This window comes from Corynebacterium sp. HMSC11E11, from assembly GCF_001807025.1.
In the GTDB taxonomy this organism is placed as follows: Bacteria; Actinomycetota; Actinomycetes; order Mycobacteriales; family Mycobacteriaceae; genus Corynebacterium; species Corynebacterium freneyi.
Map to the genome: position 1 here is coordinate 45491 of NZ_KV787116.1, position 24038 is coordinate 69528.

General features: G+C 70.9%; 23 protein-coding genes and 1 pseudogene. 13 read left to right on the plus strand and 11 right to left on the minus strand.

Annotation, left to right across the window (positions count from 1 at the left end):
- Window positions 1–5 precede the first annotated feature (5 nt).
- The gene (locus tag HMPREF3121_RS02750; protein ID WP_083291202.1) at window positions 6–506 is read right to left on the minus strand and encodes a DUF488 domain-containing protein; all 501 of its coding nucleotides are present in this window, start codon (window positions 504–506) and stop codon (window positions 6–8) included.
- 213 nt (window positions 507–719) lie between these two features.
- On the opposite strand from HMPREF3121_RS02750, the gene HMPREF3121_RS02755 reads away from it, so the two are divergent.
- The 3 genes and pseudogenes from HMPREF3121_RS02755 to HMPREF3121_RS12840 form a co-directional block, all read left to right on the plus strand.
- A complete protein-coding gene (locus tag HMPREF3121_RS02755; protein WP_070519657.1) occupies window positions 720–1055 on the plus strand; it encodes a YciI family protein in 336 nt (111 codons plus the stop codon).
- 31 nt (window positions 1056–1086) lie between these two features.
- Window positions 1087–1644, plus strand: coding sequence for an NUDIX hydrolase (locus HMPREF3121_RS02760; RefSeq protein WP_070519658.1), 558 nt, complete (start codon window positions 1087–1089; stop codon window positions 1642–1644).
- 3 nt (window positions 1645–1647) lie between these two features.
- Window positions 1648–1962: pseudogene (locus tag HMPREF3121_RS12840) on the plus strand (mismatch-specific DNA-glycosylase); the annotation flags it as partial.
- A 27-nt stretch (window positions 1963–1989) separates the two neighbouring features.
- On the opposite strand, the gene HMPREF3121_RS02770 reads toward HMPREF3121_RS12840, so the two are convergent.
- From HMPREF3121_RS02770 to HMPREF3121_RS02780, 3 genes are all read right to left on the minus strand, one after another.
- Window positions 1990–3333, minus strand: coding sequence for an MFS transporter (locus HMPREF3121_RS02770; RefSeq protein WP_083291203.1), 1344 nt, complete (start codon window positions 3331–3333; stop codon window positions 1990–1992).
- Between the two features lie 127 nt (window positions 3334–3460).
- Entirely contained in the window at window positions 3461–4138 is a 678-nt protein-coding gene (locus HMPREF3121_RS02775; protein WP_070519664.1) for a response regulator transcription factor, read from the minus strand.
- Window positions 4135–5631: a sensor histidine kinase gene (locus HMPREF3121_RS02780; RefSeq protein WP_070519666.1), complete on the minus strand. Its 1497-nt coding sequence runs from the start codon at window positions 5629–5631 to the stop codon at window positions 4135–4137. The genes HMPREF3121_RS02775 and HMPREF3121_RS02780 overlap by 4 nt, the downstream gene beginning before the upstream one ends.
- Window positions 5632–5871: 240 nt before the next feature.
- On the opposite strand from HMPREF3121_RS02780, the gene HMPREF3121_RS02785 reads away from it, so the two are divergent.
- Window positions 5872–6525, plus strand: coding sequence for a DedA family protein (locus HMPREF3121_RS02785; RefSeq protein WP_246580151.1), 654 nt, complete (start codon window positions 5872–5874; stop codon window positions 6523–6525).
- On the opposite strand, the gene HMPREF3121_RS02790 is transcribed toward HMPREF3121_RS02785, so the two are convergent.
- Window positions 6497–7348: an SDR family oxidoreductase gene (locus tag HMPREF3121_RS02790; protein ID WP_070519668.1), complete on the minus strand. Its 852-nt coding sequence runs from the start codon at window positions 7346–7348 to the stop codon at window positions 6497–6499. The two genes, HMPREF3121_RS02785 and HMPREF3121_RS02790, sit on opposite strands and share 29 nt — an antisense overlap.
- 31 nt (window positions 7349–7379) lie before the next feature.
- Window positions 7380–8690 carry a saccharopine dehydrogenase family protein gene (locus HMPREF3121_RS02795; protein ID WP_070519670.1) on the minus strand — a complete coding sequence of 437 codons (1311 nt, stop codon included), beginning with the start codon at window positions 8688–8690 and terminating at the stop codon, window positions 7380–7382.
- Between the two features lie 111 nt (window positions 8691–8801).
- On the opposite strand from HMPREF3121_RS02795, the gene HMPREF3121_RS02800 reads away from it, so the two are divergent.
- Complete coding sequence (locus HMPREF3121_RS02800) at window positions 8802–10100, plus strand: cystathionine gamma-synthase (protein WP_246580152.1); 1299 nt, start codon at window positions 8802–8804, stop codon at window positions 10098–10100.
- A gap of 108 nt (window positions 10101–10208) precedes the next feature.
- On the opposite strand, the gene HMPREF3121_RS02805 is transcribed toward HMPREF3121_RS02800, so the two are convergent.
- Window positions 10209–11117, minus strand: coding sequence for a LysR family transcriptional regulator (locus HMPREF3121_RS02805; protein WP_070519672.1), 909 nt, complete (start codon window positions 11115–11117; stop codon window positions 10209–10211).
- 99 nt (window positions 11118–11216) lie between these two features.
- Between HMPREF3121_RS02805 and HMPREF3121_RS02810 the strand changes: the two genes are divergently transcribed.
- A complete protein-coding gene (locus HMPREF3121_RS02810) occupies window positions 11217–12455 on the plus strand; it encodes an MFS transporter (RefSeq protein ID WP_070519721.1) in 1239 nt (412 codons plus the stop codon).
- Here HMPREF3121_RS02810 and HMPREF3121_RS02815 read toward each other — a convergent pair.
- Both HMPREF3121_RS02815 and HMPREF3121_RS02820 read right to left on the minus strand, forming a co-directional pair.
- A complete protein-coding gene (locus HMPREF3121_RS02815) occupies window positions 12452–12841 on the minus strand; it encodes a Rieske (2Fe-2S) protein (RefSeq protein WP_070519719.1) in 390 nt (129 codons plus the stop codon). The two genes, HMPREF3121_RS02810 and HMPREF3121_RS02815, sit on opposite strands and share 4 nt — an antisense overlap.
- Before the next feature lie 107 nt (window positions 12842–12948).
- Complete coding sequence (locus tag HMPREF3121_RS02820) at window positions 12949–13845, minus strand: YggS family pyridoxal phosphate enzyme (protein ID WP_083291205.1); 897 nt, start codon at window positions 13843–13845, stop codon at window positions 12949–12951.
- Window positions 13846–13987: 142 nt separating this feature from the next.
- On the opposite strand from HMPREF3121_RS02820, the gene HMPREF3121_RS02825 reads away from it, so the two are divergent.
- On the plus strand, window positions 13988–15214 hold the full coding sequence (locus tag HMPREF3121_RS02825; RefSeq protein ID WP_070519724.1) for a glycosyltransferase 87 family protein: 1227 nt from the start codon (window positions 13988–13990) through the stop codon (window positions 15212–15214).
- Window positions 15215–15292: 78 nt separating this feature from the next.
- On the opposite strand, the gene HMPREF3121_RS02830 is transcribed toward HMPREF3121_RS02825, so the two are convergent.
- Window positions 15293–18031 (minus strand): ATP-dependent RNA helicase, encoded by a 2739-nt coding sequence (locus tag HMPREF3121_RS02830; protein WP_141742942.1) that lies wholly within the window; start codon window positions 18029–18031, stop codon window positions 15293–15295.
- Window positions 18032–18130: 99 nt separating this feature from the next.
- Between HMPREF3121_RS02830 and HMPREF3121_RS02835 the strand changes: the two genes are divergently transcribed.
- The 3 genes from HMPREF3121_RS02835 to HMPREF3121_RS02845 all read left to right on the plus strand — a co-directional run bounded on the left by HMPREF3121_RS02835 (window position 18131) and on the right by HMPREF3121_RS02845 (window position 21024).
- On the plus strand, window positions 18131–18931 hold the full coding sequence (locus tag HMPREF3121_RS02835) for an amidohydrolase family protein (protein WP_070519676.1): 801 nt from the start codon (window positions 18131–18133) through the stop codon (window positions 18929–18931).
- 52 nt (window positions 18932–18983) lie between these two features.
- The gene (locus HMPREF3121_RS02840) at window positions 18984–19877 is read left to right on the plus strand and encodes a cation diffusion facilitator family transporter (RefSeq protein WP_070519678.1); all 894 of its coding nucleotides are present in this window, start codon (window positions 18984–18986) and stop codon (window positions 19875–19877) included.
- A 244-nt stretch (window positions 19878–20121) separates the two neighbouring features.
- Window positions 20122–21024, plus strand: a complete 903-nt coding sequence (locus tag HMPREF3121_RS02845) for an alpha/beta hydrolase family protein (RefSeq protein ID WP_083291206.1) — start codon at window positions 20122–20124, stop codon at window positions 21022–21024.
- Between the two features lie 85 nt (window positions 21025–21109).
- Here HMPREF3121_RS02845 and HMPREF3121_RS02850 read toward each other — a convergent pair whose 3' ends face one another.
- A complete protein-coding gene (locus tag HMPREF3121_RS02850) occupies window positions 21110–21835 on the minus strand; it encodes a DNA-3-methyladenine glycosylase I (RefSeq protein ID WP_083291207.1) in 726 nt (241 codons plus the stop codon).
- A gap of 236 nt (window positions 21836–22071) precedes the next feature.
- Between HMPREF3121_RS02850 and HMPREF3121_RS02855 the strand changes: the two genes are divergently transcribed.
- The 3 genes from HMPREF3121_RS02855 to HMPREF3121_RS02865 all read left to right on the plus strand — a co-directional run bounded on the left by HMPREF3121_RS02855 (window position 22072) and on the right by HMPREF3121_RS02865 (window position 24011).
- On the plus strand, window positions 22072–22701 hold the full coding sequence (locus tag HMPREF3121_RS02855) for a PAQR family membrane homeostasis protein TrhA (RefSeq protein ID WP_070519730.1): 630 nt from the start codon (window positions 22072–22074) through the stop codon (window positions 22699–22701).
- A 35-nt stretch (window positions 22702–22736) separates the two neighbouring features.
- Window positions 22737–23210 (plus strand): methylated-DNA--[protein]-cysteine S-methyltransferase, encoded by a 474-nt coding sequence (locus HMPREF3121_RS02860; RefSeq protein WP_070519680.1) that lies wholly within the window; start codon window positions 22737–22739, stop codon window positions 23208–23210.
- A gap of 102 nt (window positions 23211–23312) precedes the next feature.
- Window positions 23313–24011: a nitroreductase family protein gene (locus HMPREF3121_RS02865; RefSeq protein WP_083291215.1), complete on the plus strand. Its 699-nt coding sequence runs from the start codon at window positions 23313–23315 to the stop codon at window positions 24009–24011.
- Window positions 24012–24038 lie beyond the last annotated feature (27 nt).

Here is a 24038-nt window from a genome sequence, read left to right on the forward strand (position 1 = left end):
GCGGCTCAGTCGATTTCGTCGCGCAGCCATGCCGCGAGCACCAGGGCGTGGTTGTGGTCGCGGTCCTTCGCCGCGTACGCCAGGTACAGGGGCTTTGCGACGGTCGCATCCGCCGCGGCGGCCAGGAGCTCCGCGAGTTCATCGTCGTCGGAGTCATCGTCGTCGGAGGAACGGTCGCCGGCGTCGGAATCCGGGCGATTGATCGCGGCCGTCCGTTCATCGAGCTCATGGCGGTAGCGGTCGGCGAACTCGTCGAACCGGTCCGGATCATGGCCGAACCATTTTCGCAGGTCGGGGGAGGGGGCGACCTCCTTGAACCAGTCGTCCAGGTCAACCGAGTCCTTGGCCACTCCGCGCGGCCACAGGCGGTCGACGAGGATCGTCCGGCCATCTCCGGCGGTCACGTCACCGGATCGCAGATCGTGGATCTTGACCACCCGGATCGGGCCGTCGCCGGTCGTGTCGCCGGAGTCCCCCGCAGGCTTCGCGTTCGTCGAATCTGACATGACACGACCCTATGCGAGGAGGCGGGCGTCGTTAAGCGAAGGATCCGGATGCCGGATCATGCCGTCGGCGCAGGCGAACGACGAATCGTCCCTGCCGCCGATCCCGATCCGGTGTTACCATTTTGTAGGCAAATGGAGGGCTCGGCGTGACAGTGGCCGCCGTCGTCGGCCGAGACGGTGGGCGGGAGCCGACCCCGGGAATGGAGGAGCGCCATGCAGTATCTCCTGAGCGTCCACGGGCGACGGGACATCAACCCCTACGACTCGGACGAGGACATGCACGCCGCGTTCGAACGCGTCGGCGTGTTCAACCAGTCCCTCCAGGACCGCGGCCACTGGGTGCTCGCCGGGGGCCTTGTGCCGCCGGAGGACGCCAGGACCATCCTGCCCGACGGCTCCGTGGTCGACGGCCCGTACCTCGACGCAGACACCTTCCCCAGCGGCTTTTGGATCATCGAGGCCGACGGTGACGAAACCGCCCTCAACCTGGCCACCGAAGCCGCCGAAGCCTGCGCCAACACCGTGGAAATCCGCGCCCTGGCCGAGTGACGCGCCGCCGTTTGCGCCTACCGTGGGGGCCATGACCCCGGACTTCATTCAGGAATTGCGCAGGTACGTCGGCCATGCGGAGCTGTGGCTCATCGGCGTGACCGTCATCGTCGTGCGCGGTGAAGCCGGTGCGGAGGAGGTGCTGCTGGTCAAGCGTGCCGACGACGGCCGGTGGACGCCCGTCACCGGAATCGTCGAGCCCGGCGAGGAACCCGACGTCGCCGGTGTGCGCGAAGCGCTGGAGGAAACCTCCGTCGCCGTGGAGATCGAGTCGCTGCTGGCCGTGCAGGTCACCCGCAAAATCGAGTACCCCAACGGCGACCGGGCGCAGTACCTCGACCACGCCTTCCTCGCGCGGGTCGCGGACGATGATTCCGGCGCCGACGAGCCCCGGCCCGCCGACGGGGAGAACACCGCGGCCGAGTGGGTGCCGCTGGCCGACGTGCCGCCGATGGGCCCTCGTTTCGACCGCACCGTCGAGCTGGCCATCCGGGCCCGACGCGACGGCTCCGGCGGCCCCGGTCACTCCGACGGTGCCGTCGAGTCCGGCCGCGCGATCCTCTTCGGCGCGGAGGAACGCCGCCGATGAGCGCGGGCGACGGCGCGGGCCGGTGAACTCGGCGCCGACGAGATCCGCGACGGCGGTCGAATCCTCGAGGACAAGGTCGCCCGGCAGCGGCGGCGGCGCGGCGGCCCGGAGATCGTCATGGTCGCCGGCATCGGGGCATTCCGCACGGCGTTCGGGGCGACCGGGCCGGATGGCCGGAAGGTGTGCGTCGGCAAGCAGCAACGCGAAATCGGAGGCGCGGAAACCTGGGTGGTGCCCAACCCGAGCGGGCTCAACGCTCACGAAACGGTCGACTCGCTGGCGCGGGCCTACCGCGAAGTGTGGGAGCGACTGGGCTGATCGACGACCCGTCCGCAGCCGGCGCCCCTACCGGCGACCCTCGGGCGCGAGCTTCAGACCGGCCTCGGCGGCCCGGGCGACCGGCGCCATCGACGCCACGCACACCACCGCACCGAAGAGCAGACACAGGATGATGCCCGCGACGTCGCCCAACCCGGTGATCCGGCCGACCAGCGGCGCGACGAGCGACAGAATGAACGGAACGAAGAAACCGATGTACGACAACGCGTAGAACACGCCGATCATGGCGCCGAGCTCGTCGGGACGGGCGATGGCCTCGACCTCGCGGAGCCCGGCGACCATCATGATGCCGTAGCTCGAACCGAGGATCAGCGCCGACGGGAACACCAGCGCCGCATTGTCGAGCCACACCGTCGCCGCCGCGGCGAGCATCCCCGCGCAGGCGATGCCCAGCGCCATCACCGACAGCGGCAACACGCCCTTCTCCGCGACGCGGGCGGCCGCAGGCTGGATGAGCATGCCCGAGATCATCGCGACACCGGCCAGCACGCCGATGTAGGCGATCTTCATGTCGATGTCCTGCGCGACGTAAATCGGCAACGTGACGAACGAGACCGTCACCGTGCCGAACACCCACGGCGCCCACGCCGCCACCGCCCACAGGAACGTGCCGGTCAGCGCAGTCTTGGGGATCAGCGGGCCGCGCCGGGCGGCCGCGCCGTCGGAGGGGAATTGGGTTTCCGGGGTGGACCACATGATCGGGGTGGCCGCCGCCAGCACGCACAGGAACACCAGGTAGGGCACCAATTTAGGCTCGGGCGCGAACTGCGCGACCAGGCCGGCGACCAGCGGGCCGCCGCCGAAACCCGCTGACACGGCGACGGTTGCGCGTCTCGGGCCGGCGGAGGGCTTGTCGACGGACAGCTGCTTGATCCACGCCGCCCCGGACGCCATGGCCATGCCCACCGACGCACCGACGATGAAACGGCCCGGAAACAGCAGCCATTCCGGGCCGAACGACGCCGACGCGAGGATGACGGTGCCCGTGGCGGATACGAGCATCGCCGGGCGCAGGACGGCACGGCGGCCGCGGCGGTCGGAGATCGGGCCGAAAATCAGCAGCGCCGGGACCAGGCCGGCGGCGTAGATGCCGAACATCGCCGTCACGGAGGACTGGCCGGTGCCGTTGAGTTCGCGGTAGACCTCGAGCATCGGGGCGAAGAGGTTCGCGCCGAAACCGATGGCGAACATCGCCAATGCGACGCGAAGCCAGTCGCGGTGACCGAATGCGGGGCGCTCGGCGGCGGTGGAGGTCGCCGTCGAGTCCGCAGGGTGAGGGTCGGCCGCGGGTGGCGGGGTGGGTTCGTCGGGCTCGCCGGGGCTCCCGTGCGTGTTCCGCGTCACAGTCATGCGGCAACCCTACCGATGGAACCCCCGCGGGCGAGCGGCCGTTAACGGCGTTGAGGGGCAAACCCCCCGAATGGGGCCGGGCGGGCTTTACGACGGCCGGCGCCTCCGACAGCGGCCTTCGTCCCCGCTACCGGCCTTCCGAACGCAAATACGCGAGCACGGCCGAGACCCGGCGGTCGGCACCGTCGTCAAGTGGAAGCTTGGAAAAGATCCCGCCGATGTGCTTGCGCACCGCCGCCTCGGAGACGACGAGCTCCTCGGCGATCGCGTGATTCGTGCGGCCCTCCGCCATCAGCGACAGAACCTCGCGCTCGCGGGGCGTCAGCGTCGCAATGGGGCCCGACGCCGCCGCACCGCCGACGAGCGCGCGGACAACCTCCGGATCGATGATCGTCTGGCCGGTCGCCACCTCCGCGACCGCATTGAGGAAGTGACGGACGTGCGCGACACGGTCCTTGAGCAGATACCCCAAACCGCGGCCGCCGCCCGCCATCAGATCATCGAGGTAGGCCACCGACACGTACTGCGACAGCACGATCATCGGCAGCGTCGGGCGCTCCCGGCGGATCTGCGCGGCGGCGCGCAGGCCCTCGTCGGAATGATTCGGCGGCATGCGCACGTCCGTGATCACGAGATCCGGGACGGTGGCGCGCACGGCGGCGACCAGCGCGTCGCCATCGCCGACCGCAGCGACGACCTCATGGCCGCCGCGGCCCAGAACGGCCTCCACCCCCGCGCGCAGCAGGGGCGAATCCTCGGCGAGGACGATGCGCAGCGGGGAGCGCGCGGGGGTGGCGGCGGTCATCGGCGGGAATCCTCCTCGGGGGTCGGGGCGGTGTCGTTGGCGGCGTCTGCCTGGACGGTCGCCCGGTCGGCCGCCGCGGGGATGATCCGCGTCGGGCAGATCAGCGTCACCGTGGTGCCGCGCCCGTCGGGGCTGGTCACGGTCACGGTACCGTCGACGCCCGCCGCGCGCTGGCGCATCCCGCGCAGGCCGTGACCGGAGCCGTGCAGCCCGGCGGCCCGTTCGACGGCACCGCCGCGCCCGTCGTCGGCGATGGTCAGCGTCAACGTGCCGCGTCGCTCACCGCCGGCACCCGCGGCCGGACCATCCGCGCCTTCGGCCGGTTCATCGATGGCCGCCACGACCGTCGCCCGCGAGGCACCGGAGTGCTTGGCGACGTTGGACAGCGCCTCGGAGGCGAAGAAGAACGCCGCCTCCTCGATATGGCGGGGCATCCGCACCGACGGGACGTCGACGTCGACGGGCATTGGCATTTCGGCGGCGAGGTCGGCCACTGCCGCCCGCAATCCGTGCTCGGACAGCGCCCGCGGCTGGATGTTGCGGATGACGCGACGCAGGTCGGCGAGCACTTCGTCGACGTCGCCATGCACCTCGGCGGCCAGCTTGCCGGTGGGGCCCTCGGGGTCCTCGGCCTCGGCCATGCCCAGCTTCATGGTCAGTGCGACCAGCCGATGCTGGACGCCGTCATGCAACGCCCCCTCGATCCGCGCGCGTTCCATCGCCGCCGCGTCGAGCACGTCGGCGCGGGAGGATTCGAGGCGGTCGACGTCGGCGCGCAGCTGCTCCTCGTCGGGCGCCATCAGGGTCCGGCCCAGACGTCCGGTCGCCCACGCCCACAGCCCGGCGGAGTAGAGCAGCGCGATGGCGAAGACCACCACCGCGACGACCATCCAGACCACGAGCATCCACGTCGGCAGCGGCGCGATGACGGCGTCGTACACGCCCTGGCCGAACTCTGCGTCGGTGGCGTTCGGGTCCAGCGCCTCCACGGGCGTGCCGTCGAAGAACGGCCACGGGGAAAACAGCATGGTGAACATCACCGGCAGGAACGCCACGCCCACGGTGAACGGAAAGAGCAGGAAGATCACCAGCGCCAGGTGCGCGAACTGGGAGAACGTCGGGGTACCGCCCTCGTCGGCGAGTCGGTCGATGGGCGGCCCGATGGCGTCGGCGCCGGGCCGGTCGATCAGTCGCAGGCGCCACACCTCGACGCGCAGCAGCGCCGGCCACAGCAGATTCCGGATCTGCGGCACCAGGCTGATCACCAGCAGCGGCAGGATGACCGAGCCGAGCACCGACGACAGCGCGAGCCCGACGATGATGTTGCCCAGTGCCAGCCACGGCCATTTCGTGAACAGGTAGCCCGGCCGCCGCAGCGCCTCACCGAGGGTCGCCGCCGGTCCGCGCCCCTCGGGGTGCTTTGCGACGGTCCGCGTGCCACGCGCCTCGGCGCCGTCGTAAAGCGAAGTGTCGTTGGTGTACGTGGTGTTCATGGCGGGTCCTTCCGTATCCCGGTGACGGGGCCCTGTTGCTCCGTCTGACCCAATTTCACCGTTCCACCAGCGAAAATACAGTGGCTCCCGCGCCCGTTTCACGGTGGCGCGTACGCTACCCCCGCCGCCTGGGCGGGAACCATCTGGGGCGGCGGGGAGTTGTGCAGGGGTCCCCGAAAACGCGAAAATCGCTGGAATGCGGCCGGTCCCCGGGTCCGCGAGCTGCGATGAAGGAGCCCCGTGCAGACGATCATCGATTGGTCAGTGTCCCTCATGGGCGTCTTCGGTCCGCCGGGCATCGCGTTGGCGATCCTCGTGGAGACGATCCTGCCGCCGGTGCCTTCGGAGCTGTTCCTGCCGCTGGCCGGGTTCACGGCCACGACCGGCAAGTTCACCTGGTGGAGTGCGGTGGCGTGGGCGACGGGCGGTTCGGTGGTGGGCGCGTTCGTGCTTTACTGGGCCGGGGCGGCGCTGGGGGCGGAGCGCGTACGTGCGATCGCGGAGAAGCTTCCGCTCACCAGGGCATCCGACGTGGATTACGCGCTGGAGTGGTTCGGCCGACACGGAGAGGCGTCGGTGTTTTTGGGCCGCATGGTCCCGGGCATCCGGTCCATCATTTCTGTGCCTGCGGGACTGTGGCGGATGCCGTTGCTCAAATTCGCCCTGTACACGACCGCGGGGTCGACGATCTGGAACGGCGTGCTGGTGTACCTGGGCGTCATCCTCGGTGCGAAGTGGCACATCGTCGGCGAGTGGATCGACAGGTTTTCGGTGGTCATCTACGTCGCCTGCGCGGTGGTGGCGGTGGTGGCCGTCGTGCTGCTCGTGCGGCGGCGCAGGCGCGAGCGCGAGGGAGACCGGACGGCTACTTCAGGCCGTGGACCCGACGCATGAGGGCCAGCGTCGCCTCGGTGGGCAGCGCCCGCGTCAACGGCACGACCAGCCCCGCCCTCGATCCCCGGGCGACCAGGGGCAGCGGGCGCTCGGCGGTGATTTCGTGCATGACGGTCTCGGCGACGTCGTCGGCGGAGATGCCCTTGGCCTCGTTGGCGTCGAGGTTCTTCAGCATGGTCAGGGCGTCGTCGCGGTAGGGCGAGTCGACGTCGGCGCCGTACTTGGTGCGGCGGTTGGAGATGCCGGTGTTGATGCTGCCCGGCTCGACGACGGTGACGCCGATGCCGAAGCGCGACACCTCCCCGCGCAGCGACATGCCGAAACCGCGCAGCGCCGCCTTCGTGGCCACGTACGACGACCGGTGGGGCAGCGGCAGACCGCCGAGCATCGAGCCGACCAGGATCACGCGGCCGCGCCCGGCGTCGCGCATCGACGGCAGCAGGCGCTGAACCAGATCCACCTGTCCCAGCACGTTGACCTGGAACAGCCTGTTGAGGGCGTCGGCGGGCAGCTCCTCGAAGGGGCCGGACTGGCTTTCGCCGGCGTTGGCGATGACGACGGACGGGGCGCCGCCGGAGATGACTTCGTCGGCTGCGGCCGCGATGGAGGCGCGATCGCCCATGTCGAGGGCGATCATCTCGATGCCGTCGGGGTGCGGGGCGTCGGCGCCCTTGCGGGAGGTCCCGACGACGTCGAACCCGGCGTCGCGCAACGCCTCGGCGCAGGCCCAGCCGATGCCGGAGGACGCGCCGGTGACCAGCGCGCGGCCGGAAACGGCGGGGAGTTTGGGGCCGTGGGTCAACGTGGTGCGGGGCAGGGCCATGGCGTGGTCCTTTCGGTAGGGGCGGGGCGGGTCAGCCCAGCTTGCGGGCGCCGATCTTCATGCCGCCCTCGCGGAGGCGTTCGACGAGGGCGTCGCCGATGCCGGACGCGGGGGTGAGTACGCCGGTCCGGTTCGGCAGGCGGTCGCGGTCGAATGCCAGGGCCAGGGCGGCGGCGGAGATCATCATGGCGGTGCCGTCGTAGCCGGGGTCCTTCTCCAATTCGACGCGGCTGGTCCATTGGGCGCCCGACAGGGTCAGCGAGTGGACGTCGATGGTGAAGCGGCCGTGGGCGCGGTCCTCCTCGGACGGGCCCTCGCCGGGTGCGGGCAGCTTCTTGTCCAGCAGTTTCGCCGTCGGGCCGAACGTCATGCCGCCGATGAGCGCACCCATGGCGGCCTTGAACGCGCGGGCGCGGACGGCCGACTTCGGGCCGCGGCCGACGGACATGACCTCGCGGTAGCGGAAGCCGTCGCCGTAGCCGTCGGGGCCCTCGGCGTCGAGCAGGGCGGCGGTGCGACGGACGACGCGGGTGTTGTACGGCGCCATGAAAAACGGTGCGAACGCGCCGGTCTCGCCGAGGTAGATGTCGCGGCGAGGGACGATGGGTGCGTCGTCCTGGCGCCTGGGCCCCGGCCCCTCGAGTCCGGGGTTGAGCGAGTAGGCGGTGCCGGCGATGCGGGCACGGTCGGGGTCGGCCTTGACGTCGTTGAGCTGTTGGCGCAGCGAGTCGATGGTGCCTCCGGACACTCCGCCGCGCATGTGGGTGACCACGAGGGTGGTTTCGCCGAGGTTGCCGTCTCCGGCGGCTGCGGCGGCGTCGTGAAGCACCTTGACGCCGATGTCGGAGGGGATCGAGTCGAAGCCGCACGAGTGGACGATCCGCGCGCCAGTCGACTGCGCCAGTTCGTGGTTGGCGGCGATGGAGTCGTGTGCGAAGAGCACTTCGCCGGTCAGGTCGACGTAATCGGTGCCGGCGGCCGCGCAGGCGTGGGCCAGCGGGTGGCCGTAACGGGCGTACGGCCCGACGAGGGTGAGCACCACGCGGGTGGATTCGGCCAGTGCCCGCATGTCGGCGTCGGAGGCGGCGTCGGCGACGATGAGCGGCCAGTCCGCGGCGGTGTCCGGCAGGTCGTCGCGCAGGGCCGATAGTTTCGCGCGGTCGCGTCCGGCCAGTGCGATGGAGGTTCCGGTGGGCGCGTGCGCGGCCAGATGCTTTGCGACGAGCCCACCGACGAATCCGGTGGCCCCGAACACCACGATGTCGTGTGGGCGTTCGGTGCGGTCGGTGGCGGCGTCGCTGATCCGGTCGGTGCGGTCGGTGGCGTTGTCGTCCCGAGTCATGGTCCCACGCTATCGGGGCCGCGGGATTCTCGCGGGGTTTTTCGCCATTCGTTTGTAGACAGCTCGGTCTAAGGGCATAATGACGGGCACCCCGCTCGCCGTCGGCGGGCCGTGCCCGTCACGCGCCCGTCGGCGGCGTGCACCGATTACGAGCAGGAGAAGATCGCAATGAGCCAGGCCGACGCCGACCAGTCCCACGCCCCGAAGGACGGCGCCGACTACGACTCGACCCACGAGGTGGCGCATCCCGAGCGTGCCTTCGACACCGCCGCCGTGCGCGCCGGCTACCACCCGGATTCGCTGTACGGCCCGGTGAACGTGCCGATCTACGCCAGCTCGACGTTCGCGCAGGACGGCATCAACGTGCTGCGCGGCGGTTTCGAGTACACCCGCGTGGCCAACCCCACGTCGGCTGCGCTGGAGGCCGCGATCGCCGAGCTCGAGGGCGCCCGCTACGGCCGGGTGTTCGCGTCGGGCATGGCGGCGACGGACATCCTGCTGCGCGCGTACCTGCGCCCGGGTGCGCACATCGTCATTCCGAACGACGCCTACGGCGGGACGTACCGCCTGGTGGACACCATGTTCGGCGACTGGGGCGTGGAGTACTCGGTGGCCGACCTGGGCAGCGTCGAGTCGGTGCGCGCGGCGATCAGGCCGAACACGAAGATCGTGTGGATCGAGACCCCGACGAACCCGCTGCTCACCGTCGGCGACATCGCGGGCATCGCCGCGGCGGTCAAGGAGGCCAATGCGGAGCTGGGCGCGGACGCGAAGCTGATCGTGGACAACACGTTCGCCTCGCCGTACCTGCAGCGCCCGCTGGAGCTGGGCGCGGATGCGGTGCTGCATTCGACGACGAAGTACATCGGCGGCCATTCGGACGTCATCGGCGGTGCGGTGGTCACCAACGATGCGGCGCTGGATGAGGAGCTGGACTTCCTGCGCGGCGGCATCGGCGCGACGCCGAGCGCTTTCGACGCGTTCCTCACCGCCCGCGGCCTGAAGACGTTGGGTCTGCGCATGGACCGCCACTGCGACAATGCCGAGAAGGTCGCCGCGTTCCTGGAGTCGCGCCCGGAGATTTCGCAGGTCCTGTACCCGGGCCTGGAGTCGCACCCGAATCATGAGGTGGCGAAGTCGCAGATGAAGCGTTTCGGCGGCATGGTGTCGGCGCGCCTGGCCGGTGGCGCGGAGGCGGCGGCGAAGCTGTGCGAGTCGACCCGCGAGTTCCTGTTGGCGGAGTCGCTGGGCGGCGTGGAGTCGCTCATCGAGGTTCCGGCCGGCATGACCCACCAGTCCACCGAGGGCACGCAGCTGGAGATCCCGGCGGATCTGGTGCGCCTGTCCGTGGGCATCGAGGACGTCGACGACCTCATCGCGGACCTCGCGCAGGCTCTCGACCGGCTCTAGGAGGGCGGCCCCTGGTTCGTGCTCAAGCACCTCATGCCCACCGCCGACGTGCCCGTGGTGCAGCTGCCCATCAACGCCGAAAAGCCGCTGCCGCTGCCGGCCCGCCGGTCACGCCACCCAGCGGCCCGCATCGGCCAGGGCGAGGATGTCGTCGTTCAGCGCGGCGACGGGCGGAGTCATGTCGACGGCGCGGCGGCGGATCATCCCCAGCTCGCGGTGGGCCGCCGGGGCGATTGGCCGCAACACGATCCCCGTCACGGAGAGAAACGGATCGTCGATGGGCAGCAACGCCACCCCCAGACCGGCGCTGACCAGGCCCGCGACGGTGGTCAACTCCATCGACTCGAAGACGAGGCGGGGGCGGAACCCGGCGGCGTCGGCAAGCGAATCCAGCAGCAGCCGCGTGCCGTAGCCGGGCAACATCGCGATGAACGGATCCTCCTCCACCGACCGCAGGCGCAGCGGCGCGGCCGACCCGGCTAGGCGGTGATCGGCGGGCAGGCCGACGGCCAGACGCTGGCGGGCCAGGGGCGTCCACTCGAGGGGGCCGTCGGCGAGGGATTCGGGGGGCTGCGGGCCGACGAGCGCGAGGTCGGCCTCGTCGGCCAAGACACGGTCGACGAGCAGGCGGGCGGCGCCCTGATGCAGGGAAATCGCCGCATCCGGCCTGGTGGCGCGGGCGGCGCGGAGGATCTCCGGGACCATCCACGTGCCCAGCGAATGCATGAAGTCCAGGCGCACGGGGCCCTGGGCGGGGTCGACGAGGCGGGCGACCTCGGCGGCGCCGGCGCGTAGGGCATCCGTCGCGGCGCCGGCGGCTTCGGCGAAGGCCCGGCCGCGGGCGTTGAGCTCCAGGCCCCGGCCATCGCGGTCGAAGAGTCGCGCGCCCAGCGTCGCCTCGAGTCTGGCGAGGCGCCGCGACAGCGTCGGCTGCGGGATGCCCAGATTCGCCGCCGAGTCGCCCATGTGGCGGGTGCGCGCGAGGTCCAGGAACCAGTCGAGGTCGGTGGGGATCATGAAACAACGGTATCCCACGAGGGGATATGCGCGACATGCAATGGATCATCCCGGACAATGCATTGGAAGTATCGAAGGCCCCGGCGCACCATGGTCGACATGAGCAACGAGCAGCACACGGTCGCATCTCCGGCGATTCCGGAGGGGCTGACGCCCGGAGCCCCGGGTTTCCGCCGCGCATTGGTCGCGGTGCTTTTCGCCGGCATCGCCTCGTTCCAGGCGCTGTATGCGACGCAGGCGCTGCTGCCGGTGCTGACGGAGGACCTGGCCATCAGCCCCGCGACCGCCGCCCTGACGGTGTCGGCGGCGACGGGCGGCCTGGCGTGCGCGATCATCCCCATGTCGGTGCTGTCCGAACGGTTCGGACGGCGCCCGATGATCCTGATCGGCGCGGTGCTGGCCACCCTCCTCGGTCTCACGCTCGCGCTGGCGCCGTCCGCGTCGGCGCTGATCGGCCTGCGCCTGATCCAGGGCCTGGTCATCGCGGGCGTCCCGGCGGTGGCGATGACGTACGTGTCGGAGGAGGTCCACCCGCAGCACGTGCCGCGCATCATGGGCCTGTACGTGGCGGGCACGACGGTGGGCGGGCTGCTGGGCCGCATCATCCCGTCGATCGTGCTGGAGTTCGCCGGCTGGCGCGTGGCGACGGTCGCCTCGTCGCTGGTCGCCCTCACGTTCGCGGTGGCCACGGTGTGGTTGCTGCCGCGCCAGCGGCGCTTCACGCCGAAGCAGCTGACGCCGGGCGGCGAGATCCGGGCGTTGGTCGGCCACCTGGGCAATCCGCGGCTGCTGGGCCTGTACGCCCTGGCGTTTTTGTCGATGGGCGCGTTCGTGTCGCTGTACAACTACGTCGGCTTCCGCCTGGGCGACACCTTCGGCTTGTCGGCCGCCGCGGCGGGGCTGGTGTTCCTGCTCTATTTGACGGGCACGTGGACGTCGGCGCGTGCGGGCTTCTTCGCCCAGAGCATCGGTCGTCGTGAAGCGATGCTCGCCGCGATCGTCGCCGGCATCGCGGGCCTGGCGCTGACCGCCACCCCGTGGTTGGCGACGGTGCTGCTAGGCGTGGCGGTGTTCACGGGCGGGTTCTTCGTGGCGCATTCGTTGGCGTCGTCGTCGGTGGGGCTCATCGCGACGGAGGACCGGGCGGAGGCCAGCTCGATGTACCTGTTCAGCTACTACCTGGGGTCGTCGGTGGTCGGGTGGGTCTCCGGCCACGTGCTGGGCTGGGGCGGCTGGGGGGTGCTGGTCTGCTGGCTGATCGGCCTGTTCGTCCTCGCCGGGGCGGCGACGGTGGTGGGCACGAGCGGCATCCGCGGCCCCCGGCGGCAGGCGTCTTAGCCGACCACCAGGTCGCCGTCGTCGGCGGCCATGGGGGCGGCGCCGGCGGGGTGGCGTGACGGGCCGGACACGACGTCGCCGGTGTCGATGTCGAAGTGGGAGTTGTGGTCGGGGCAGATCATGACGCCGTCGCGCACGGCGTTGATGCGTCCGCCCTGGTGGGGGCAGCGCACGGACCAGGCCTTGAACACGCCCTCTTCGGGCTGGGTGACCACGTAGTCGCCGACGACGGTGCCGCCGCCGACGGGGACGTCCGCCGTGGCGACGCGTTCGACGTCGGAGCCGGGCGCGCAGGCGGCGAGGAGGGCACCGGCGGCGGTGGTGGCGGTGCCGAGCAGGAATCCTCGGCGGGAGCAGGAGAACTGGGGGGCTGCCTTGTCGTTCATGCCCATCAGGGTACCCGGCGGGCATTGCTTGACGACGGCCCGTCGGCACGCGGAGACGGCCGCGTCGCGGGGTGCGCCGGGACCCCGATTCGCGGGCCCGGCAGTGCTCAGGGTCGGGGGCGTTCGCCGAAAATGGCGCGGCCGACGCGGACGGTGGTGGCGCCTTCGGCGATGGCGAGTTCGAAGTCGCCGGACATGCCCATCGACAGTTCGTCGAGCGTGACGCCGTCGGGGGCGTTCGGCGCGAGGCGGTCGCGCAGTTCGCGCAGGGTGGCGAAACACCGGCGCACGTCCTCGTCGCCGTCGGGGGAGGAGGGGTCGGCGATCATGGCCATGGTCATGAAGCCGCGCAGCCGCAGGTTCGGGTAGGGGCCGTCGGGGCCGAAGTCGGCGACGAACGCTTCGGCGTCGTCGGGCGCGACGCCGGCCTTCTGGGGTTCGTGCGACGTGTTGACCTGGATGAGCACGTCGAGGGTGCGGCCGGCGTCGCCCGTGGTGCTGCCGGGGTCGCCGGTGGCATTGGCGCCGCCGTCCAGTCGGCGTTGGAGTGCGGCGGCGACCTTGGGGCGGTCGAGCGCCTGGAACTCGTCGGCGAAGGCCGCCAACTGCCCGGCCTTGTTCGTCTGCAGCGGGCCGATCACCGCCCAGCGCGGCAGGGGAGTGATCGCAGTAGGGGGTGCATCGGCGGCATCGGTGGAGGCGGCTCCTGCGGCGTCGGCGAAGAACGCAGCCTTCGCGGCCGCCTCCTGGACGCGGTTTTCGGCGAGCGTCAGGCATCCGGCGTCGCGCAGGGCCGGCCAGTCGGCGAGCACGGCTGCGGCGGGCACCGTCTTGCTCACGGGCAGCAGGCGGATCTCCGAGGGGTCGCGGCCGGCGGCGCGGGCGGCGTCGCCGATGCGCGCCCGGATCGCGTCGTGGCGGGCGGTGACTTCCGCGGGGCTGGCGGGGGCCGCTCCCGCAGGGGCGGCGGCACCGGCGGGAGAAGCTGACTCGTTGTGCTCCATGGGCTCCACGCTACCGCCGCCCCGGTTGCCGCTCGCCCGCCGATCGGGCGCTGGGCCGTCTGCCGCAGTGGGGTTCGCGGCATCCGTGGGCCGCCGCGTCTTGCCGACGGGCGCGATCCGGCGGGTGCGGTACGTTCGATTCATGCTCCAGGATCGATTGATCGCGGTGCCCGATCGGTGGCGCCGTCTTGCGGCCGTCGTCGCCGCCCTCTTCGCCGTTGGCGTAGTCGGCTATCAGATGTACCGCGCGGCAACGTATTACATGATGGACGTCGAGGTCTTCCAGGACGCCGGCTGGGCTTTGCGCCGCGGTCGGGACCTGTATTCGGAGGACTTCCCCACGCGTTCGGGGTACCGCTTCATCTACCCGCCGTTCGCGGCGCTGTTGTTCTATCCCATGACGTGGGCGGGGCCGACGACGCTGCAGATCATCTGGACCGCCGCGACCATTGCCGCAGTGTGGGCGATGGTGTGGATGGTGGCCACGCGCCTGCGTGTCCCGTCTCCCGCCCTGGTCGCGGGGCTGCTGCTGGGTCCGGCGCTGCTGCTTGATCCGTTGTGGGAGAACATCAACTTCGGCCAGATCAACGTTTTCCTGGCGTTGCTCGTCGTCGCCGACGTGCTGGGCTTTCTGCCGCGCAAGCTCCGCGGCCTGGGCATCGGCATCGCCGCGGGCATCAAGATCACGCCGGCGGCGTACGCCCTGATTTTCCTGGTCCGCAAGGATTTCCGGGCGGTGCTGTCCAGTTTCCTGTGGTTCCTGGTCACGGTGGCCATCGGTTTCGTCATGCGTTTCGACGAGTCCATCTACTTCTGGACCGACGAGTTCTTCGAGGGCAACCGCGGCGGCGCCCCGACCTACGAGGCCAACCAGGCGTTGTCCGGGCTGCTGGCGCGGGCGACCATCGAGGATCCGGCGTTGAACATCATCGTCATGACATGCTTCGTCATCGGGGCGATCCTGGCGGGCATCGCCGCCTTCCGATACGAGCAGCGTGGGCTGCGCGTCGCGTCGCTGGCCGTCGTCGCCCTGGCGGTCTGTTTCGTCGGCCCGTACACGGTCAGCCACCACTGGTCGATCACCATGATCTTCCTGCCGCTGATCTTCACGCTGCGCCGCCCGTGGCAGGTCGCCCTGGCCATCGGCTTCTACGTCGCCCATTTCCTGGCGCCCTACGGAACGTTCCCCGGCAATCCCTGGGGCCACGCCCTCAACCCCGCCGAGTGGGTGTGGGGCAACCTGCAGGGCATCTTCGGCGGCATCGCCTTCGTCGCCTTCATCGTCTGCGCGCTGCGTCCAGCGGATCCGGAGCATGCGCTCGACGGGAATGAGGCGGACGTCGCAAAGCAGGACCCGGCCCGCAGCTGACTTTCCTGGGCTGACCGGTCGAAACCGATCGACACCGAACCGGCCGTCCGGAGCTGACCGACCGGGGAGAGCCGCCGCCTACCTGCGCCGGTTGGTGCGCTTCGTCGCCTGCGCGGTCCACGGGTCCTCGGGCCACGGGTGCTTTGGGTAGCGGCCGCGCATCTCGGCCCTGACCTGGGCGTAGGGGCCGTCCCAGAAGCTGCGCAGATCCTGCGTCACCGCCAACGGACGCCCCGCCGGCGACAGCAGCTGCAGCTGGACGGCCACGCGCCCGTCGACGAGGGCGGGCGTGTCCGCCAACCCGAAACACTCCTGCAGTTTCGCGGCCAGAACCGGCGGGGCAGACCCTTCCTCCGCCGCAGCACCAACCTCCGGGTAGTCGACCCGGATGCGCGACCCGCTGGGCACCTCCAGGCGTTCGGGCACGAGTTCGTCGAGGCGGGCGGCCTCCGGCCAGGGCAGCAGGCCGCGCAGCTGGTCGACGCCGATGGGCCGCAACGTCGGCTCCGTCATCGCCGTCCCGAGCAGTTCCTCCGCCCTCGCGGCCAATCCCGCGTCGCTGACATCCGGCCAGGGGGAACCGAGTTCGCGGTGCAGCAGGGCAAGCCGCCGACGCAGTACCTCGGCCTCGGCGCCGAACCCGACATGCGTCCGCAACGCCGTCGGGTCGGCGGCGAACAGGTCCCGCCACGCCCGTCGGCATTGCTCGGCGTCGGGGGCCATCGGATGCGCCCCCAATTCGATCGCCCCGAGCAACTCCCGGCGCCGCGCGGTGACCTTCGGTTTGCCGACGCCGCTTCGCGCCTCACCGGAGTGCTTTGCGACGCGAACCTCCTCCACTTCCCTCGCCAACCCCGCGGCGGCCCACGACGTCAGCTCGCGGGACGCCGGTGCGGCGGCGCGGATGACGGCTCCGGCGCGACCGGCGAGGCGCCCACCGGCCCGGCCGACGTCGGCGACGGCCAACCACTCGTGGCCGCGCAGCTCCGGGGGAGCGGTGGCGGCGGTACCGCCGGTGAAGAGGTATTCGTCGGAGTCGGCGGAACGTCGCTTCGCGATCCGATCGGGCCAGGCCAGCGCCGTGACCAGTGCGATCGCATCGGCCTTCGTGTGCGCCGGCACCGACTTCGGCAGCCGATCCATGGTCTCGGAAATTGCGGCCACCGCCGCCGAATGTTCCTCGACCAGGCGCTTCAGGCGCGAAGCGTCGGCACCGGAACGGGTGCCGCCATCAGGAGCGCGGGTGAGGTCGCCGCGCGGGGAGTCGTCGAGAAGCGACACCGCATCCGCCGCTTTCGCCGCGCCCAGCACCGACGCACCCGCCAGCAGCGCACGGCCGAGCCGCGGGTCGACGGGCAGAGCGGCGAGAACGGTGCCCAGGTCGGTGATGCGCGCGGTGGCCGCAGCCGACGCGGTGGAGATGGTGTTCGCGGCATCGGCGGTGGTCGCGGTCGTGGTGGCGGCTGCGTTTTCGTCCCCGAGGTCTATGGCCCCCAACGCCGCCAGCGTCGAATGGGCGGCGGCGACGTGGCGGGGCGGGGGAGCGTCGGGAAGCGGCAGTCCGACCGCACCGGGCGTGCCCCATGCGGCGACGTCGAGCATGGCGCGGGTCAGATCGGCGACGGCGATCTCCGGCGCGGGCCACGCATCCAGGCCGCCCCACTCCGACTCGCCGATGCACCGCACCGCCAGGCCCGGGCCCAGGCGGGCGGCGCGACCGGCGCGTTGCTCGGCCGACGACCGCGCGCACGACGTCGTGACCAGCCCCGACATGCCCCGCGACAGATCCAGACGGGGACCGCGCGACAGGCACGCGTCGACGACGGCCCGCACCCCCGGCACCGTCAGCGACGACTCCGCGATCGCCGTGGACACGATGATCCGCCGCGGTCCATCCTGCGACCCGCCCCGGACGACGCGATCCTGTTCGCCGGTGTGCAGCCGACCATGGAGGGCGAGGACCTCGACGCCGCGCCCGCCGCCGTCCGGCGCCATCCGCTCCAACGCGCCGACGACGTGCTCGACCTCGCGGACGCCCGGAACGAACACCAGGACGTCGCCGCCGTCCGGCGCATCGGCCAACGCCTCCACCGCCTCGCGGGCCACGTGATCCAGAGACTCCCGGGTCACGCCGCGATGATTCAGGCGGGCCACCGACGCCGGCGCCCACCGCACCTCCAACGGGTGCAGCACCGAATCTGCGGCGACGACGGGCGCCGGCGCGCCGGGCGTGCCCAACAGACCGGCGAAGCGTGGCGCGTCGACGGTGGCGGACATGGCCACCAGCGTCAAATCATCGCGAAGCTCCCGCAGATCCCGCAGCATGCCCAGCAGAATGTCGGAGTCGAGATTGCGTTCGTGGACCTCGTCGAGGACGACGGCCGAGACGCCGGGCAGGTCGCCGTCGCGAAGCAAGCGCCTGGTGATCACGCCGGGAGTGGCGAATTCCACCGATGTTTCCCGTGAAACCTTCCGATCTCCGCGCACCGTGTAACCGACCGCACCGCCGAGTTCGACGCCCGCCAGATCCGCCAACCGCCGCGCCGCCGCACGCACCGCCACGCGCCGGGGAGCCGTCACGATCACCCGGCCGCCGCCCTCGCCGCCATTCGCCCCCGCACCACCGGCCGCCGCCACATGATTGGCCACCACCGGCGGCACCACCGTCGTCTTGCCCGTGCCCGGCGGAGCCTGCACGACGGCCACCCCACCGGCCAGAGCCTCGTCCAGATCCCCCGCCACCGCGGCGAACGGCAACCCCGCGCCGATGGCGGTGACGTCGAAAAGCAAAGAACCCGAAGAACGCTGGCAGGTCATGGCCCCAAGCATGCCAGCAGCCCCGCAAAGCGAAACCACCCCTTCACAGGGGCCCGGAAACGGACGCGGCTTTCACGGGCAAACGTAGAATCGGGGGCGATGGACATCATCGACAGCCACTTCCACATCATCGGGGCCCGCGACCTGCAGCCGGAAAAGGCCTTCGCGCCGCCCCCGTTCACCGTGGACCGGTACCTCCAACTCACCGACCGCATGGCCGACGCCGACCGATGGTCGCGCGTCATCGGCGGCGTCGTCGTCGGCGGATCAGCGCAAACCCGCGAAGAAACCCTCGCCGAAGCCCTGGAGGAACTGGAAATCGAGGCCCGGTCGCGCGGATTCGCCCGCGACGAGGGGCGCAACTTCATCGGCATCATCACCGGCACCACCGACCTCGGCGCCGACCGCGTGCTCGAACTCGATGCGAAGGGCATCCGCGGCATCCGCTTCAACCTGTTCAAGGGCCAGGAAATCGCCGTCGGCGACCTGGAAAACCTCGCCCGCAAGGTCCACGACCTCGCCGGATGGACCACCGAGGTGTACTTCGACGTCTCCTCCCGCCCCGAAGTCGCCGACCTGCTGCCGGACCTGCCCGCCGTGGCCATCGACCACCTGGGCATGTCCGCGCCCGGCGTCGACCGCGTCGTCGAACTCGCCGGCGAAGGCGTGCGCGTCAAGGCCTCCGGGTTCGGCCGCCTGGAATTCGCCGTCGCCGACGCACTGGAACGCATCCACGCCGCCAACCCCCGCGCCCTGATGTTCGGCACCGACCTGCCCGGCACCCACGCCGCCCGCCGCTTCGACCGCAGCGACGTCGACGTCATCCTCGACGTCCTCGGCGAATGGGAGATGCCGCGGGTCATGCGCGACAACTCCCTGGCGTTCCACAAGTTCGACTAGGGGTCGCATTCCCGCGGGGCCGCGATCCGGGGCGGGGAGTAGTGTTCGTGGCATGCGTGACTTGAGTCGCTTCGCCTGGCTGTCGGTGGCGGCGGCGATCGTGACCATCGCTCTGAAAACGACCGGCTACTTCGTCACCGGCTCCGTCGGTCTGCTGTCCGACGCCGCCGAATCACTGGTCAATCTCGTGGCCGCGGTGGTGGCGCTGGTGGTGCTGAAGGTCATCGCCAAACCCGCCGACGACGACCACGAATTCGGCCATTCGAAGGCCGAGTACTTCTCCGCAGGGCTGGAGGGGGCGATGATCCTCGTCGCCTCCGGCTTCATCATCGCCGCATCGATTGGCCGACTGCTCGACCCGCAACCCATCGAGCAGATCGGCCTCGGTCTGATCCTCAGCGTCGTCGCCTCGGTGGTCAACCTCGTCGTCGCGATCATCCTCATCCGCGCCGGCCGGACCCACCGGTCCATCACGCTGACCGCCGACGGCAAGCACCTCATGACCGACGTGTGGACCTCCGCCGGCGTCGTCGCCGCCGTGTTCCTCGTGTGGCTCACCCAATGGTGGTGGCTCGACCCAGTCATCGCGCTGCTGGTGGCCCTGAACATCCTGATCACCGGGTACAAACTGCTCATGGAAGCCGGCGGCGGCCTGATGGACAGGGCGATGGACGGCGCCGACCGCGCCGACGTCGACCGCATCCTCGACTCCCACCGCGACCCGGCCCGCAACATCGAGGTCCACGAAATCCGCACCCGCGTCTCCGGCCGCCAGGAATTCATCGAATTCCACGTCCTCGTCCCCGGCAAATGGTCCGTCGAACACGGCCACGACATCCTCCACGCGATGGAAGACGACCTCCGCGACCGGTTCCCCGGCGTCCACATTTCCTCCCACCTCGAGCCCATCGAGGACGAACGCGCCTACGACGACGTCGACCTGTGACCGCCCCGGTCACGGGCCCCGCGACGGGGTCACCGCGCCCCGGGCACCACGGCGCCGCCGTCGACCCCGGTGCCGGGCCGACACGCGGGACGTCGCAAAGCAACCCCGTTTTCGCCATTTGCGCGAAACCTCTGTGACCGCGCTCACCCGGTCCTAAACTCGCGGACGGAACGCCCGCGAAGGGCCCTACGAACAGTCACGCGCGCCCCGCCGCCACTGCGCCGCCGGGGCAGGGAAGGACGAAATGTACCCCGAGATCAGCCCCCAGGAGTCCGCGCCCCGGCCCCGCCGGGATGTGATCATCCCCGCCGCCGACGGTCTGCTGCTGCGCGGCACCGTTTTCCGGCCGCAGGACAACCCCGGGGCGATTCGGGGCGTCATCACGGTTCACGGCGGCACCGGCGTGCCGGAGGGTTTCTACCACCGCTTCGCCGAGTACGTCGCCAACCAGGGCATCGCCGTGGTCACCTACGCCTACCGCGGCACCGGCCGGTCGGGCATGAAGTCCGACCCGGAAAACGCCGACATCCGCATGTCCGACTGGATCACCGAAGATGTCCGCGGCGTCATCGGCTGGGCGCACGACGAGTTCGAGGGCGTGCCGCACTTCGCCGTGGGCCACGCGGTCGGCGGCCACGGCATCGCCTACGCCGGCCCGGAGGGCACGTTCGATGCGGCGGCGCTGGTCAACTGCCGCGGCATGCGCATCTCCAAGGTGCCGTCGCTGGTGGGCAAGATCCGCGCGTTCGCGCTGTTCAACATCATCGGCCCGATTTCGGCGACGCTGACCGGCCACATCCCTGCGTCGCGGTGGAAGCTGACGCAGGAGCCGCCGCTGGGCGTCATGCGCCAGTGGGCGTCGTGGGCGCGGAAGAACGACTACTTCTTCTCCGACCCGGAGTTCGACTTCGCCGCCCGTTTCGCCCGTGCGACGCAGCCGTTCCTGTCGATCCGCATCCCGGACGATTACTGGACGGAGGAGTCGTCGGCGGATCTGATCACGGACCGTCTGACGGGTTCGGCGGGCGTCGAGAAGCGTCAGGCCCGCCCCGCGCGCGGCCAGGGCGTCGGCTACGGCGGGTACTTCCGCAAGGGCCACGAGAAGGAGTGGAACGAGATGATCGAGTGGTTCGAGTCGAAGGTGTAGCCCCAGTTCAGGCTTGTGCTTGACGACGTCCGGCGTGGTTCGCGCCGGGCGTTTTCCCGTCTTCGGCCGGAGCGCGTTCGCCGCGCTATTCGTCCCAGAGGCCGGAGCAGCCGCGGCGCCACGATCCGGTGAGGTGACCGTCGACCATGCCGATGGCCTCCATCAACGCGTGCGCGGTCGTCGGCCCGACGAACCGGAAACCGCGTTTCTTCAGCGTCTTCGCCAGTGTCGTCGCCGCCGGCGAGGTGGTCGGAGTCTCCTCGACGGTGGTGGGTCGCGGCGTCGTCTCCGGCAGGTGCGACCAAATCAGCGCCGGCAGGCCGCGGGCGGGCAGGGGGAGGCCGGCTCGTCGTAAAGCAGTGCGCACATGCGGGGGCAGCTCGTCGGGCAAGGCACGCGGATCGTCGGCGTCCCGGAGCGTGACGACGGCCCGCGCATTGCCCACCGCCGCCACGATCTTGGCCCTGTTGCGAACGATGCGGGCGTCGGCGAGGGCAGCGGCGACGGCGGCGTCATCCATCGCGGCGACGCGGTCGGGATCGAAGCCGTGGAAGACGTCGCGGAACGCCGGGCGCTTGGCCAGGATGATGTCCCACGACAGGCCCGCCTGAAACGCCTCGAGGCTCAGGCGCTCGAACAGCCCCGTTTCGTCGAGGATCGGCTCGCCCCATTCGGAGTCGTAGTACGCCAGCAGGCGCGCGTTGCCCAGCGCCCACGGCGTGCGCGGGCGACCGTCCGGGCCGATGGCGGGGCCGGTGCCGGGGGAGGAGCCGGCCGCGTCGGGGGAGGTGCGTGGGGCGTCGTCGGGCATGGGCCGATGGTACGTGCCGGGACGGCGAACCTACGGGAGCGTAAGCTGTGAGCATGCGAACCGACGCTTCCGATGCCCGCAACGTGGATCCCGACGCCCGCCCCGGCGGTCGGCCCCGCATCGAGCTGCAGCCGCACGTGCCAACCGGCGGCTCGTCCGTCGCGTCCGAGCACGGGGCCGAGCAGGTGTCGGGTCGACGTCGCCGCCCGCCCTTCGACCGCGGACCCCGCCCGCTCATGCGCGGCGTGCTCCACGAACGATCGACGTGGGGCTTCCTCGGATCCGGCATCGCCCTGATCGTGGTCACCGCGGTGAAGCACGGGGTGGGCATCGCCACGTGGATTTCGGCGCTGTACGTCGTGTGCCTTCTCGGGTCGATGGCGGTGTCGGCGGCGTACCACCTGGTGCCGTGGCGCAGCGAGGCGGCGGTACGCATGTGGCGTCGCGCCGACCACGCCATGATCGCGGTGTTCATCGCCGGCACCTATGGCCCCGTGTCGGTGATGGCGCTGCCGCCCGAACGCGCCGCGCTGCTGCTCGGCCTGTGTTGGGCGGGGGCGTTGTTCGCGGTGCTGCTTAACGTCGTGTGGGTCAATCACCCCAGGTGGTTGGGTGTTTCCGTGTACCTGTTGCTGGGGTGGCTGGTCATCTGGGAGGCCCCGAACCTGTGGAACGGGCTGGGGCCGGCCATCACGATCCTGCTGGCCGTCGGCGGTTTGATCTACACCCTCGGTGCGCTGGTGTACGCCCTGAAGTGGCCGAACCCGTCGAGCCGTTTCTTCGGGTTCCACGAGGTCTTCCACGCCGCGACGATCATCGCCGCGACGCTGCATCACATCGCCATCTGGTTGACCGTCGCAATGTAGGCGCCGCGCCGCCCGCTGCGCCTACCCTGAATCCCATGGCAACCGCACTGTTCGATTCACCGCTCGGCCCGCTGGGGCTCGCGGCGTCGGCCCGCGGTCTGGTGGAGGTGTCGCTGCACGGGCGCGTCGCCCCGCACGGGCCGGAGGACGACCCGGCGGCGCGGGCGATCCTCGACGAGGCATGCCGCCAGCTGCGCGAGTACTTCGCCGGTGATCGCCGCGTGTTCGACGTGCCCTTCGACGTCGACCTCGGCGACGGTTTCCGCGGTCGCGCCCTGACCGCGCTTGGCGACGTCCCCTTCGGCCACACCATCACCTACGGCGGCCTGGCGGAGGCGGCCGGGTTCCCGAAGGCGGCGCGGGCGGCGGGCACGGCGTGTTCGACGAATCCGCTGGCGGTGTTCATCCCGTGTCATCGCGTGGTGCCGGCGTCGGGCGGAATCGGGAAGTACGGCGGCGGGGAGTCGATGAAGCGCGCGCTGCTGGAGCTGGAGGGGCTGCACACCTGACGAGTGTGCGTGACCGGGCCGGTGGCGCACATTCGTCGGGCCTCTCGGCCGTCGGGCTCGTCGGCGCTGACATATGTTGATGTATCAGCTAATATTATGTGCATGTTCGACAACGCCGATTCCGCCAGCAACACCACCGCCGCCACCACCGACGCCGCCTTCCGCGATCGCTTCGACGCGATGGTCCGGTCGCGCCGGGCGAACCGCGAATTCCTCCCGGACGCGCTGCCGGAGGACGAGATCACCGATTTCCTGGACGTCGTCCTCAGGGCGCCGTCGGCGTTCAACATGCAGGCCCGCTCGATCGTCCGGGTCGAGTCCCCCGAGGTCCGCGCGGCGGTGCACGAGGCGGCCCGCGGCCAGAAGCAGGTCCTCCAAGCCCCGCTGGTGTTGGCGTTCATCGCCGAGCCCGACGGGTGGGAGGACACGTTCGACGAGGTCGCGGCGCAGTACCTCGCGTCGGGCCAGTGGGACGACGCCGCTGCGGCCGCCAAGCGCGCGGGCATCGCCGAGTTCCAGAAGGTCCGCCGCGATCTCGGCCGGTCCCGCGAGTACGCGATCCGCGACGCGATGATCGCGGCGTCGTTCGCCATGCTCGCGGCGGAGGCCCGCGGGTGGGCGTCGTCGCCGATGACGGGCTTCGACGAGGAGGCGCTCAAGGAGGCCCTCGGCGCCGGCGATGCCGCCCGGGACGTGTCGGTTGCCCTGCTGCTGGCGGTGGGCCTGCCCGCGGGTGCGCCGCGGGATCCGGGCCGGTTGCCGCTGGAGCGCCGCGTCTACGTCGACCGGTACCCGCTGTAAAAAGCGTGACGACGGCCCGCGCGTGGG